The organism is Parasegetibacter sp. NRK P23, from assembly GCF_023721715.1.
Lineage (GTDB): Bacteria > Bacteroidota > Bacteroidia > Chitinophagales > Chitinophagaceae > Parasegetibacter.
The window spans coordinates 2,478,258-2,492,912 of the sequence record NZ_JAMDLG010000001.1 but is presented as its reverse complement, the minus strand read 5'-3'; the positions used below and the strand labels follow the sequence as shown (position 1 = coordinate 2,492,912).

Sequence of the window (14,655 nt, the reverse complement as noted above, 5' to 3'; positions counted from 1 at the left end):
TAAACAGAAAATCGACAACAATGAAACACAGACTGATCCATATATTACTGGTTTGCGCAGTGGCCGCAACCGGCTCCGGCTGTAAGAAGTTCCTCAACCTCGATCCGCTGAGTAACCTCTCCGGAAACAATTTCTGGAGAACAGAAGAGGATGTGGACAATTACACCAACGGCCTGTTTGAATTGTACCGCGCCGCTACTTTCAGGAGCAACATGAAATCGCCCGGAGGATCGGATGAATTTCCTTTCTTCGCTTTTTCCGGCGATATGCGTTTTGCGCCGGTGTATGAGCCTTCCAACAGCGGATGGGGACGTACCTATGTTGAGTTCCTGCGCACGAATAACCTGAACCCCATTGTGCGCGGCACTTTTGGGTGGAGCGGGAACAACTGGTCTACCATTTTCAATACTTCCCGTTTCATGAACTGGGACCGTTTATTCAAAGTGGTGTCGGGTGCCAATGTGCTGGTGCAGGAAGTAGATGGCGTGGCCGTGCTCTCCGATGAAATGAAAGCCAAATACAAGGCTGAAGGCGTGTTCATGCGTAATATGGCTTACTTCACCATGGTGCGCCTGTACGGTGATGTACCGTATTATACCAATGCGTACAATTCCACCCCGCTGGCCCGCACGAATATGGTAGAAGTGTTGGAGAAATGCGTGGCCGATATGGAAGCGCATTACGAGAACCTGCCCTGGACCTACAACGACGCGGCAAGAAGAGCGGTGCGCGGGATGCGCGGCGGCGCCCTGGCGCTGATGATGCACATGAACATGTGGCTCGCTTCTTTTGATCCCGGAAACGCGAACGAGCACTATACGAAAACCGTAGCGTTCGGTGAAGAACTGATCAATGAAAATGGCGGCGCTTACGAACTGCTTCCTTACGACAATGGAAATTTCCGGGTAGTATTCCGCGGCCGTTCCAAAGAAGGATTGTTTGAAATGCCGCAGAACTCCAATTACGGTGAAAGCTTTGGCTGGTCGTATTATTCCGATCACGTTACCCGCGCATTTGTGGGCGGTACCACCACCAGGAGGAACACTTACCTGTATTATGCGCAGGCTTTCCTGGATGAAATCTATCCCAGCGGTGAGCCCGATATCCGGAGGTCGGATTGGTACGATGGCATCTATTCCACTACCGGCGAATTCTGGCTCACCAAGTACAGCAATATCTTCCAGACCGAAAACAACGCTACTTATGTGGACGACAGCCAGATCGTTTTCCGGTTGGGGGAGTCTTACCTGATGTTGGCTGAAGCTTACGCGGCATTGAGCCGTGACGAAGAGGCCATCACCATGCTGAATACCATCCGCAACAGGGCGCGCGCCATGGTATATTCCGGACCTGGTGGAGATGAATTGAAAGAGGCGATATGGTATGAGCGTTGTAAGGAGCTGATAGGAGAAGGACATTTCTCCTACGATATGATCCGCACCAGGAACGTGCTTGATCCCGACCTCAGCTTCGGCAACACCATCTCTCCCGAAGATTTCAAGAATGGCGCATGGACCTGGCCCCTCAGCAATGCCGTCCGCAACAATAACCCGAACGTTACTTTAAATAATTACTGGAATTAAGGATCCATAAACCAACGCAGATGATACCAGTTAAAAAAACAGGAGCAATATCCCTAGTCCTGCTGATCCTTTTCAGCAGCTGTAAAAAAAGCAACTACGAAGACGGTGGTGTGCTGGACCCGGTTTTCAAGGGTTCATCCATGGAATACCTTGAATCGGGAAAAGGCATGTTTGATACGTTGAACAAGATCATCCGTTTCGCCGGAATGGAAGAAACGCTCCGCAACCAGGAGGTGACCTTCTTCGCGCCACCGGATCCCACGATCCGGCTTACGATCCGGTTAACGAACATGCTGCTTTATTCTTATGGAAAAGATACCATCAGAAGGGTGGAGCAGGTGAAGCCGGCCGTCTGGAAAAAAATGCTGGGCCGGTATATGTTCGCCCACAAAAAATCACTGAATGATTATCCGCAGATAGATTTCTTCAACATCCCGGTTTTTCCCGGTCAGCCTTATGTTTCACTGGAAGGATCGGTGATGAATGTTGGCGTTGATTACCAGGATGCGGGTGGCATTCAGTATGCAGGACTCAGAACTTTGTACCTGTCTTATATAAGATCCATGTCTGCGCCATCCAATTCGCTTCTGTCAGCTAGTGTAGCTACTTCCAATATCACCACAAACAACGGATACGTTCACGTGCTGCGTTATGCGCTGAGTGGATTGGCCCTCAACCCCTCGCTGAACGACCTTGATCTTTCCACGCATTACTTCGGCTTTGACCCTTTACTTTTCTACAACGAGGCACTGAATGCGGGCATAGATCCTTAAAGCAATGCTGTTCCAACATTCTCAACTGAAAATTATGAGCAAAACGCATCGATCATACATGAAAAAATTTTGGCTGCTGCCGGCAGGCATGGCGCTGTTCCTGTTTGCCTGCACCAAAGACAATCAAACCAGGGTGCAGTTGTATCCTGAAGGACCAAAGGCTGAGATCAGGTTCCTGGATGGACTGCCAAGTCCCTCGCAGGGCAGGGCAGGAGCCCCTGTTACTTTTAAAGTGCTCGGACTGAAAGGCAAGGAAAATAATTTCAAGTTCCTGATGGGGCAGTTGGAAACGGAGGTGATCACCGTAGGCGACAGCACCGTAACGGTACGTGTGCCGGAAGATGCCATTACCGGCGGTGCCGCAGTAGTGTACAACAACCAATATTATTTTGGTCCTGAATTCCGGGTAAGAGGGAACATCTCCATTGACCCTGCTTTCACCGCATTCAACGGGGCTGAAGGAACTATATTTGATGTTGTACCCGCTACGGGGTTGGCCAACAACTACATTGTAGCCGGTTCTTTCACCAACTATCAGAACCAGGGTTCTCCCGCTGCACCAATCATTAACCTGGCAAGAATCAACGGAACAGGCGCTCCCATGACGGGCTCTGGCGACAGGCTGCTTACGCGCACTGGTGCGGAAGGAGGAGCGGTTTACGCCATTGCTCCCATGTCAACTTCGCAATACCTGATCTCCGGCTTTTTCTCCAGGTACAATGAAAGAGACGGGATCAGCTCCATTACCCGGGTGTACCAACGCGCACAATTGGATACTTCCGTTGTAACACTCGTGAACACGGATCCGATCAACAATCCGAATGACGACAGGGATACCGTGGCCACCTTCAACGGCGGCGTGAACGGCGTTATCCGGAGGGCTTTTGAAACTACTTCAGGACAAATCATCGCCGTAGGCGCTTTCACTGAATACCGCAGTTACTTTTACGAGCGTTCCACCAAGAGCGCCAAAGTAACCGACAGGGTGCTGATGAATACTGTATTGCGCATGAACAGCAATGGTACGCTGGATTCTACTTTCAACTACGACCTGGCGCTGCACCGCGGCAAACCCGGCGTGAACGGCGCTGTTTCAGAGGCTTTGCGTATTTCCGGTAACCGCATCGTGATCGTGGGCAACTTCACCAACTACAATGGCAGCGCTGCCGGCAGAATAGTCGCGGTCAACGAAAGCGACGGCTCCGTTGCCACCAACTTCAATACCGGAACAGGCGCGGACGGGGTGATTACCGCCGCCACATACAACGCCACTACAGGAAGGATACTGCTCACCGGCGAGTTCAGGAATTTTAACGGCACACCCGTGAACGGTGTGGTGATGCTGAAAACAGATGGCTCCATTGATACAGGTTTTACCCTTGCACCGGTTGAGGGCGGAATGGTCACTTTCGCAACGCAACTCAATTCAGGGAGAATACTTATCGCCGGTAATTTCCATAAATACAATGGGAAGATTCGTCCGGGCTTCGGTGTATTGGATGCTTCGGGAAACGCCATCCAGGGCTATAACAACTTAGGCGCCTTCAGCGGAACCGTGTACAAGGCGCTGGAAAGAACAACTGAACAGGGATATCCCGGCGTAATACTTGTGGGCAACTTCTCCCGGTTCGATAACACAGAAGTAAGGAATATCGTGTTCCTTGAAATAAGGAACTAACCCATGCTGAACATTAAAACATTGAAGATGCGCAAGAACATTTTTCATACTTTAATCGGAGTGGCCGCCATAGCGGCTGCCATCACCACCTACACCTCCTGTAATAAGCCTTTTGAACCCGCTTTGCAGGAAGATTACGGTACCGATGGCGGCGTTTCCAAAACGCAGAAAATGCTGGTGATCGTAGTGGACGGAGCCGTAGGACTGGAAGTGCAGAAAATTCAGCCGCCCTATATTTCCGTGCTCACCGACAACGCTATTTATTCCTGGAACGGACTAACGGATACCCGTAAAACGCCCGTTACCAACGCACTCGGCTGGACCAGTCTGCTCACCGGCGTAAACCAGGATAAGCACCAGGTTACAGGAGAAGATTTCACCGGCAACCAGTTGCAGCAATACCCCTCCTTTTTTTCCAGGCTAAAACAATTGCGGCCCGAATGGCGCACAGCGGCGTATGGTGCCTCGCAGGCGTTCATCACAAACCTGGCCGCGGATGCCACTGAAAAAACAACTTTCGCCGGGAATGATGAAGCTGTTGCGGATGCGGCATTAAATGATATCTCCATCAAGGATTCCAGGCTGATCGTGGCGCAGTTCCACGATGTGGACCTTGCCGGACAGGCAGGCGCCTACTCCGAAGCCGATGCGGGCTACAAAGCCGCTGTGCTTAAAACGGATACCTATATCCGTGAGCTGGTGGAAGCATTGGGCAGAAGATCAACCTACAACCTGGAGAACTGGATGATCATCGTTACTTCCAACAAAGGATCAATTGTTGCCGATGATCCGGTTGCAGCGGATAAACTGGCTTATGATGATTCAAGAAGGAATACCTTTTTTGTTTGCTATGCGCCCAACCTGAAAGTGAACTACCGCCCCGGCTCTTTGCCTTTTTCCGGCAACACACCTGTTTATCAGGGAGGATCGGCCGCCGCGACAAAAGCGCAAACACTGAACGCAGGCAGCACATTGGATATTGGCGCGTCTGGCAGCTATACCATTGAATGCAAGGTACGCATACCTACAGGAAACTACTATTACCCGGCTATTGTCGGGAAAAGGGCCAGTTTCTCCGGTGGTGTGGTGGGATGGGTATTCTTCCTGGAAGGTAATTTCTGGATGGTGAACTTCGGACAAAGCGGCCTTGGTAACCGGCAGATCAGAGGACATTCTATATCAGACGGAAAATGGCATACCCTTACCGTTACCATCAGGCAGGTGAATGCGACAACCCGAAGAGTAGAAACTTTTACCGACGGCGTATATTATGATGGTGGTATTACAGATGACGCCAGGAATATCCATGCCTGGGGCAATCTTAACAGTCCGGCTCCGCTAAATATCGGACAGCTTGCAGGCGATAATGCGCCCGGCTTGCAGAATTATAATGTGACCGATGTGAAAATATACGACACCGCTTTCAGCCGGGAATACATCGCCACGAATTATTGCAGAACAAGTCATCCGGTTGAAGAAGCCAACACTTTTGATAACCTGCTGGCGTATTGGTCCTGCCGTGATATCGCGAAAGTGAATGTGAATGGTACCGAGCGGGAAGCCTTGCTTGCCCAGTCTGGTAAAATCACTGACCAGAATGTACTGAACAACCTGGCCATGCCACTCTCCGGCACTTATGGCAAAACAAGTTTCGTGGAAGTGGTGAACGGTATTTGTCCTACGCCCGATGCCAATTCATATAAAGTGGTACCCAACTCGGTTGACCTCGTTACGCAGCTGATGGCCTGGATGGGCATTATGCCGTCAAAGAACTGGGGCCTGGAAGGCAGCACCTGGCTCACTTCCTACATGAATCTTTAAACGTATAGAACGAATTAATTGCTGGCCAAACCTTAACATAAACAAACTAGGATGATACCAAAACATACCGGAAAGAAACTGATGGCCCTGGCGCTTTCTTCCTTATTGCTGACGCAATGCGCGAAAAGCACGATCGATTTTGAAAGCGGGGTGGACGATGGCGGCTTCGACGCGCCTTCCGTTACGGTAGATACCACCCGCGCCTTCGTGGATGTGAGCAAATACGCGCAGGCCAGGGTCTTCCCCGGACTCGTTTGCTCCTCGGAACCCCGGCTGGAAAACCACCAGCTTACCATGAGTCTGAACTACAACTATGTGGCGCAGAACCTCCGTATCTCCGTTCCACCGCAACCCCAGTTCAGCACAGGGCTTTACGCGCCGCCCGGAGAGCTGATCGTGATTGATGTGCCCGCGGATTATTCGCTATCCCTGCAAATCGGGGCGTGGACAGATAACCTGAGCAATGTGCAGAACGCCCCGCGCGATCCTGTCATCTTCACACGCACACAACTGGCACCCGGAAGGAACTATGTGCGCAACCTGTATGGCGGACACATCTATATTTATGCCGCCCGTCCGGTTACCACACCCGTTAATTTTCGTATATCCGGCGCCGTTAAATCCCCGGATTTTGAATTAGGAAAATCCAATAACGCGGAATGGACCGCGGCCATCCGGAATTCCTGTGTTCCCTACCTGGAGCTCCGTAGCCGGAACATGACTTTTGTAGTGCCCCGTGAATATTGTGTGGCCAGAAATATCCAGGATCCTGAAAGTATCATGACCGAATGGGACCGTGCCATAGATGTGGATGTTTACCAATGGGAAGGACTGCAAGACAATCCCGCTGAAGGCGTTGACCTCGCACCCAGACTGCCTTATCGCGTGGTACAGGATATTAAACCTTCGGTAGGCTATGGCCACAGCGGGTTCCCGATCGTAACCTACAACGATTACGGCTGGTTCGATGAATACACCAATCTGTCCACCATCCGCAAAGGATGGGCATGGGGCACCTTCCATGAACTGGGACACAACAACCAGCAGGGCAACTACTGGAGTTGGGGCTCACTGGGAGAAACCACCTGCAACCTGTTCTCGTTCAAAGCGGCCCGCAGGCAGAGCATCGAAAAGAATGACCCCGCCGCATGGCCCCCTTATCATCCTTCCCTCAATACTTCGTTCGCCAATGCCCTCGCATTCGCGGCAACTACCGGAACGAAAAATTTTGATGGAACCGATACGCGGATTAATGATCCGTTCTCCAGGCTTACCCCCTTTATCCAAATATTTGAAAAAATACCTGCCGATTGGGGTTATCCCGGACAGCCAGATGGCTACGCGTTCATGACCGAACTCTACAAGAAAGCGCGCCGCGCCCAACGTCCTTCCAATAACGATCAGGATAAAAGAGATTTTGTTTACGAAACACTTTGCGACTTTACCCGTAAAGACTGGCGCTTCTTCTTCAACGCCTGGGGTATGACCGTGAGCAATGTTTCGCTCACCGCTATTGAAAACAAAGGCTATCAGCTGGTAACACAGGAAATCTGGAAATACAACCCACTTACAGGAACAGGAGGAAATACCTTCATCGACCTTTATGCAAGAAGCAACTGGACCGTAACCTTCACTTCTTCCAATGCAGAAGGCGTAGGCAGTTCAGGAAGTGTGCAGGCAGCTGTGCTCGATGGTAATCCCGCCACCTACTGGCATACCGCTTACGGACCTACCACCATGCCACAGGTGATTACGGTAGATATGGGCAGAATACTTCCGATCAAAGGATTCAGCTTCGTGCAACGGCAGAGTTTGTCGAGGAACATTAAAAACCTGAAAGTTGAAATAAGCACTGACAATACCAACTGGACAACGGTAGCCGGAAGTCCGTTGCTGTTGCAGAAGATTGCCGCTGAGCAGTTCTTTACCCTTCCTTCAGCGGTGAATGCCCGTTATTTCAGGCTTTCCATTCTTTCAGCGGCGGATACTTACAATGGCTCGGCTGCGCCTGATGGCAACAATATCTGCCTGGCGGAATTAAATGTGATCAAACCTTAACAACAGGCTTTCATTCCTGAATCCCATAAAACAGTTATGATGAAGAATACGAATGTACATATAGGAAGGCTGGCGGTTACAACGGCGCTTGTGGCTGCTATGGCGCTGCCCGCCTGTAAGAAGTATGCCGATCCCCCGCCGTTCTTTGAAGACGATAGTTCCGGCGCGGTATTGAACGGCCGGAAAGTAATGCTCATCGTTGTTGACGGTGGTGTTGCCCAGGCCATAAAAACCATTGCGCCACCTGCCATTACCACCATGATGGAAAAGGGTAAGTATACCTATACCGCCCGCACGGAAGACGTGACCACTACTGGCGCCACCTGGAAAACGCTGGCTTCGGGTGTGTCTTATTCAAGACATAATATCTCCGATAGCTCACTGGTATATTCTGCCGCTTCAGGCAGTAACCAGCACGATGCGCCGGCTAACTATCCATCCTTCATGCAGTTCATCCTCACCTCCAGCCGGGCCGATATCAAAACATCGGTGATTTCTCCCTGGGGGTATATGGTAAACAAGTTGTTTCCCGAAGCTGAAGATCCGGTGGTGGCAGCGAACGATCAGGGAGTAAAAGACAGTGCGCTTTTGCGCCTTAAAGCGCCTGATACAGATCTGGTGCTGGTGCATTTCAATGGCGTGAACATTGCCGGAAAGGAGCATGGTTATTCCGCTTCAGCAGAAGGATATAAGCAAGCTGTTCTGAAAGTGGATGGATACATCGGTGAACTGATGGCTGCCATGAAGGCGCGGCCAGAATACAACAAGAGCGAAGAGTGGATGGTGATTGTAACTGCTTCCCATGGCGGAAACGGGAACAGTCATGGTGGTTCATCCCTCAATGAAACAAATGTATTTACACTCTATTATAATGAAAACCTGAAAAAGCAGGAACTGATCAGGGGTGGATTCAATGGGGTTCAAATGACTGGAAGAGATGCTACGGCCATCAAAGCTTCGTTGAGCAATGGAAATGACTATAATCCCGGGACGGGCCAGCAAACCGTGCAGATGAAGGTGAGGGGCTCAGCAGGCTATTATCCGCATTTCTTTTCAAAAATGGAAAGATGGCCGTCAACACCCGGATGGTCAATGTTTTCATCCGGCGGGAATTGGGCCATCTCGGTAAGAACTACCACCAGTGGCGAACAACGGATTCAACCAGGTTCACCCACCGTATTCAATAACCAATGGCATACCATAACGGTCGTTTTTGCCGATAGCGCCGGCAAGAAATGGGTGAGAAGGTACACCGATGGTATAAGACACGATCAGACCGAAATCACCTCGCTGTTTAACAACGGCGGCACACTAACTACTTCCGCCCCCCTCACCATCGGTTGGGGCGCAGATCCGGGGTATACTGGTGTTACATTTTTCCCCGCTGATATCATGGTCTTCAATACCGCGCTAACCGATACTGAGATTTATTCCAACATTTGTCTGAAAGATGTAACCACGCATCCCAAATACACGAATCTTATCGGCTATTGGCCCGGAACAGATGGTTACGGGAGCCAGTTTGTGAATAAAGCGCCCGGACAAACCACCAACTTCGTACTTTCCGGCCCTTATAAATGGGCGGGATTAACCGATGTGCCCTGTTCCCTGAATCCATTAGGCAGTGGAGAAATAGCTGTTCAGCCAGCCAACGTGGATATTGTTGCCCAGCTGTTCTACTGGATGCGCATTTCCGTGAACTCCTCCTGGAACCTGGATGGCAGCGGATGGATTAATTTGTTTGAGCGAGAACTGGTGCAGTTGTAATGTATGTTTTAGAATACCATTAACAAACCTTTTATACGCCCTTATGTTATAATAGTATCAATTCAAATGAATTCTTTTTCATGTTGGTTGTTTTAAGGGTTAAAGAAAAATCCCCCTGTATTTACAGGGGGATACTTTTTTAATTGCCTATCTTCATTTTATGAGATGGTGGTGTTCAATCCTGTTTGCTGTGTGCGTGCTTTGCCTTTCAACAAAAGCACAAACGCTGGGTGGCGAAACCACTTTCAATTTCCTTAAACTACCTTTTTCCCCTCAACAAAGCGCACTGGGAGGCATTAATGCCGCCCAACATACCAATGATGTGTCGCTTGCATTCCATAATCCTGCGCTTTTGTCGAAGGAGATGGATAGGCAACTTGCCACATCCTTTAACAGCTTTTACGGCGGGATCAAAAATTACGCGCTGCAGTTCGCTTACCATCATTCAAAACTTGCCACGGACTTTTCCATCGGAACGCATTTTCTGAATTATGGCGACATTTTACAAACGGATGCCTCCGGCATGGAAATAGGCAGCTTCCGGCCCCGGGATTTTGTGCTGCAGGTATCCGCGGCAAGGACTTACCTGAAAAAATGGCGTTACGGTGTTTCCCTCAAATGGATCGGTTCAAATTACGGTATGGCCCGGGCAAATGGTATGGCCGTTGATGTGGGCGTTTTGTACAACGATACGGCAAACGGACTCAGAATCGCACTAACGGCCATCAATATGGGAACTCAGTTCAGGACCTACGCCGGTCTGAAAGAAGAACTGCCTTTCGACCTTCAACTCGGCATTTCCAAAAAACTGGCCGACGCCCCGCTTCAGTTCAGTGTAAACCTCCACCACCTTCACCGCTTCGATATCCGGTACAATGACCCGCTTTTTAACGAAGAAGCAGGAGAGGAGAATGCGGGCCGTTCCGGTCTGGATGGATTGTTCCGGCATGTAGTATTGGGGGCGCAGCTTTTCCTCGGGGAAAAAATCGAGTTGAGCACGGGCTATAACCACCTTCGTCGGCGGGAATTGAATGTCGCTAACACCACGAACGGGTTGAACGGATTTTCCATGGGCATAGGGATAATCCTTGAAAAGATACAGGTCAGGTATGCAAGTACATGGTACCAGAACAACAGGGCTTACCAGCAACTGGGGCTTAATCTTCCACTGAAATCTTACACAAAACGGTAGAATGCGTGGAAGATAAAAAAGATAGTAAAATTATTAAATGTGATCTTATGCATGACGCCGGATAATAATTTACACTTAGTGGCGTTAATAGAAAACCCTTTGAAAGCTCTTTAACTTTTAACAGAGCCAATACTTATGATTTCAGTTTTAATCGTGGACGACCACACCCTGGTTCGCGAAACCTGGAGCTTTATCCTAAAAACCAGCCCCTACATTAGTCATGTAGAAGAATGCGCGGATGGCATTTCCGCCATTGTAAAAGCATCGGAATACAAACCCGATGTCATTCTGATGGACATCAACATGGAGCCGATCTCCGGCATTGAAGCTTCCAAACGTATCCTGGAGCAACATCCCGGTATCAGGATAATAGGCCTTTCCACCCACACGGATGCCGCTACCATCAAAAGAATGATCGCCGCCGGCGCGGCCGGATACGTTACCAAAACAAGCCCGGTAAGCGAAATGATCCACGCCATTCAACAGGTGATGGAAGGCGGAAACTATGTTTGCGAGGAACTGAAAGATATCCGCTGGAACTGATCTGATCGCGCAAAACGTTGCGCCGTGGCGTCGTTGCGAGAGATTATTTTTTTTCTCGCAACGACGCCACGGCGCAACGGAACTGTGGTAGGGCAAGATGCTAAAAAATAATGCTGTAATGCAAAGGAGCAAGGCTTTGCGTCCTTGCTCCTTTGCGTCTTGGCGTGAAACTATTCCATTCCTTGATTGCTTCGTTCTTCGCGATTAATGTGCGCAAACCTCTTTCTCTTCCTTAAACGCCACACGCGGCTTCAGTCCCAGCAACGCGAACATGGCGTTGTCTTCCTCGAACTCGGGGTTGGGCGTGGTGAGCAATTTGTCTCCGGCAAAAATAGAATTGGCGCCGGCCATAAAACAGAGCGCCTGTTCGGCAATGCTCATCTCCGCGCGTCCCGCGCTGAGCCTTACCATCGCTTTCGGCATAATGATCCTTGCGGTGGCGATCATGCGCACCATATCCCAGATGTCTACTTTTGGATTATTCATTAAAGGTGTTCCGGCCACACGCACGAGTGCGTTGATGGGCACGCTTTCCGGGTGTTCGGGCATATTGCTCAGGGTTTGCAGCATACCGATGCGGTCGTCGTGGGTTTCTCCGAGACCGATGATGCCGCCGCAACAAACGGTAACACCTGCTTTGCGAACGTTATCCAGGGTTTGGAGACGGTCATCATAAGTACGGGTGGTGATGATGTCGTCGTAGTGTTCGCGGGAGGTGTCGAGGTTGTGGTTGTAAGCGTGTAAGCCTGCTTCGGCCAGTTTCTGCGCCTGCTCTTCCGTTAGCATGCCCAGCGTGCAGCAAACTTCCATGCCCATGGCGTTGACGCCTTTTACCATATCCAGTACGCGGTCGAAATCGCGGTTGTTGCGTACTTCGCGCCAGGCGGCGCCCATGCAGAAGCGGGTTGAGCCTGCTTCTTTGGCTTTCTGCGCGTATTTCAGGACTTCATCTTTCTGCATCAGTGCCTGAACGTTCACGCCGGTATTGTAGCGGGCAGCCTGTGGACAATAGGCGCAGTCTTCAGTGCAGCCGCCTGTTTTTATACTCAGGAGGGTACAAACCTGTACTTCTCCGGTATCGTTGTATTCACGGTGAATGGCCGCGGCCCTGAAAACAAGCTCCAGCAGCGGCGTGTCGTAAATTTCCTTTATCTCTTCAGCGGTCCAGTCGTTTCTGATCATAAATGTTGTTTTTTCAACCTGGGGGCAAAAATAAGTCAAAATACGTTTCCCCTTCTACAGGTAGCTGAGGTTGGTTTTCGGTGTAAGTGTGAGCAAGGTCTCATACATGAGCCGGATGGTTTGTTCGATATCCGATTTGTGCAGCATTTCCACGGTGGTGTGCATGTAGCGAAGGGGGATGGAAATGAGTACGGAAGGGCAGCCATCGTTCGCATAAGCGAAAGAATCGGTATCGGTGCCGGTGCTGCGGGAGACGGTGCGGAGCTGAACGGGGATATCTTTTTTCCCGGCTACATCCTGTACCAGGTCGAGTAATTTGTTGTGTACCGCCGGGCCATAGGCGAGGGAGGGGCCTTTTCCGCAGGCCACATCGCCTTCAATGATCTTGTTGACCATGGGGGTGGAAGTATCGTGCGTTACGTCGGTGATGATGGCTATGTTTGGTTTGATGCGGCGGGCGATCATTTCAGCGCCACGGAGGCCGATTTCTTCCTGCACGGCGTTCACCACGTATAACCCGTAGGGCAGTTTGTCTTTGTTTTCTTTCAGCATCCGGGCTACTTCGGCGATCATAAAGCCACCAATACGGTTGTCCATGGCGCGACCTATAAAGTAATTATTGGCCAGTTCATCAAATCCATCCTGGTAAGTGGCCACTGCGCCAATATGGATACCGAGGTCTTCCACTTCTTTTTTGGTACGGGCGCCGCAATCCAGGAACAGATTGTCTACGCGCGGTTGCGGTTCTTTCGTATCCGGGTTTCCAATGCGGGTGTGGATGGCGGGCCAGCCGAACACGGCTTTAACCGGGCCTTTTTTTCCGTGGACGAATACCCGTTGTCCGGGTGCGATCTGGTGGTCAACGCCGCCATTTCTTTTCAGGTACAGTAATCCTTCGGGCGAAACGTAATTTACGAACCAGCTGATTTCATCGGCATGGGCCTCAATCACCACTTTAAAAGGCGCTTCGGGGTTAATAACGCCCACGGCTGTTCCGTATGGGTCGGTAAATTGCGTATCGGTAAAAGGTTTGATGTATTCCAGCCACATTTTCTGCCCGCTGCTTTCAAAACCCACAGGGGAGGGATTATTGATATAGGCTTTCAGGAACTCCATTGATTTTTTCGTGAGCAACTCTTCCTGTTTTTTCTGTTTGTTTTTAGCCATGGTGCATCTGTAATTTTGCTGTTGAATGGTCAAAAGTAAGGAATATCAGGTTCCGGCGGCCACCAGTATGGCCTGGAGCAGCATCATGCCATCGATACCGCCAAGGTAAAGGAGGTCGCTGCGGTCAGTCTTGCTTTTTTCAATGAGTATGAACGTGGCGATGGCGGAAAGCATCATGGCGTTGAAGATATAGATGTTTCTGTCCGTCATAAGTTGGTATATACTGATGCCCATGAAAAGTACGAGCAACAGGTAAATGATGCGGTAACTGTTTTGCAGGCCGATGGCTACTGGAACGGTGCCGATGCCCGCTTTCCCATCGAAATATGTGTCGCGGATATCGAAGGCGAGGCAAAGCGCCCCCATGAAGAGGAACCGCCGGATGAAAATCAGCCAGATGTCAAGGTTCCAGCCGCTTTCCGCCACGGGCAACCAAACGGTTATAATGGTCCAGGTAAGTGTAAGTACAAAAATCTTCAGCAGTCCAAAATCCTTCAGCCTTTTTTTTGTCGGGAAGGGCAGGAATGGAAACGTATACAGAATAGTAAGTGCTCCGAGTATGCCCACAACGATGAGGTGGCTGAATGAAAAACTCAGCATCCCCGCAATTACCCCGGCAATGCCCAGCACTATTAGTGTTTTATGTGTGTTTTTGTGTTGAAACGACCAGGATGTGCGCGGGTCGGAGGGAGGGTGCTTGGTTTTTATGAAATAGTGAAGGTTGTATTGCAATAGGGTGGAGCCTGCAACAAAAACATAGAAGCCAGAGCCCTGTAAAGGTATGCCCAGTAACAGATTGGTTTCAATACAAAGCGCCACCGCGCAGATAGAGATGAAAAGGGAACTGTACAGCAGAAAATCTGCCACAACGGCTACTTTAGTTTTATAAGC

At 50.2% G+C, this 14,655-nt stretch carries 11 protein-coding genes; 8 read left to right on the top strand and 3 right to left on the bottom strand.

Annotation, left to right across the window (positions count from 1 at the left end):
- Positions 1 to 20 precede the first annotated feature (20 nt).
- From M4J38_RS10125 to M4J38_RS10090, 8 genes are all read left to right on the top strand, one after another.
- On the top strand, positions 21 to 1,583 hold the full coding sequence (locus M4J38_RS10125) for a RagB/SusD family nutrient uptake outer membrane protein (protein WP_251759442.1): 1,563 nt from the start codon (positions 21 to 23) through the stop codon (positions 1,581 to 1,583).
- 20 nt (positions 1,584 to 1,603) lie between these two features.
- Positions 1,604 to 2,356, top strand: a complete 753-nt coding sequence (locus tag M4J38_RS10120; RefSeq protein WP_251759441.1) for a fasciclin domain-containing protein — start codon at positions 1,604 to 1,606, stop codon at positions 2,354 to 2,356.
- Between the two features lie 58 nt (positions 2,357 to 2,414).
- Positions 2,415 to 4,034 carry a DUF5008 domain-containing protein gene (locus tag M4J38_RS10115; protein WP_251759440.1) on the top strand — a complete coding sequence of 540 codons (1,620 nt, stop codon included), beginning with the start codon at positions 2,415 to 2,417 and terminating at the stop codon, positions 4,032 to 4,034.
- Positions 4,035 to 4,061: 27 nt separating this feature from the next.
- A complete protein-coding gene (locus tag M4J38_RS10110) occupies positions 4,062 to 5,855 on the top strand; it encodes a DUF4983 domain-containing protein (protein ID WP_251759439.1) in 1,794 nt (597 codons plus the stop codon).
- A 51-nt stretch (positions 5,856 to 5,906) separates the two neighbouring features.
- A complete protein-coding gene (locus M4J38_RS10105) occupies positions 5,907 to 7,913 on the top strand; it encodes a M60 family metallopeptidase (protein ID WP_251759438.1) in 2,007 nt (668 codons plus the stop codon).
- A 36-nt stretch (positions 7,914 to 7,949) separates the two neighbouring features.
- A complete protein-coding gene (locus M4J38_RS10100) occupies positions 7,950 to 9,680 on the top strand; it encodes an alkaline phosphatase family protein (RefSeq protein WP_251759437.1) in 1,731 nt (576 codons plus the stop codon).
- A gap of 160 nt (positions 9,681 to 9,840) precedes the next feature.
- Complete coding sequence (gene porQ, locus M4J38_RS10095; protein WP_254004474.1) at positions 9,841 to 10,872, top strand: type IX secretion system protein PorQ; 1,032 nt, start codon at positions 9,841 to 9,843, stop codon at positions 10,870 to 10,872.
- 135 nt (positions 10,873 to 11,007) lie between these two features.
- On the top strand, positions 11,008 to 11,415 hold the full coding sequence (locus M4J38_RS10090) for a response regulator transcription factor (protein ID WP_251759435.1): 408 nt from the start codon (positions 11,008 to 11,010) through the stop codon (positions 11,413 to 11,415).
- A gap of 204 nt (positions 11,416 to 11,619) precedes the next feature.
- Here M4J38_RS10090 and bioB read toward each other — a convergent pair whose 3' ends face one another.
- From bioB to M4J38_RS10075, 3 genes are read right to left on the bottom strand one after another with little or no spacing between them, the layout of a single operon-like run.
- A complete protein-coding gene (gene bioB / locus M4J38_RS10085) occupies positions 11,620 to 12,597 on the bottom strand; it encodes a biotin synthase BioB (protein WP_251759434.1) in 978 nt (325 codons plus the stop codon).
- A 54-nt stretch (positions 12,598 to 12,651) separates the two neighbouring features.
- Positions 12,652 to 13,764: a M42 family metallopeptidase gene (locus M4J38_RS10080; RefSeq protein ID WP_251759433.1), complete on the bottom strand. Its 1,113-nt coding sequence runs from the start codon at positions 13,762 to 13,764 to the stop codon at positions 12,652 to 12,654.
- Between the two features lie 45 nt (positions 13,765 to 13,809).
- Entirely contained in the window at positions 13,810 to 14,631 is an 822-nt protein-coding gene (locus tag M4J38_RS10075) for a UbiA family prenyltransferase (protein WP_251759432.1), read from the bottom strand.
- Between the last annotated feature and the right edge of the window lie 24 nt (positions 14,632 to 14,655).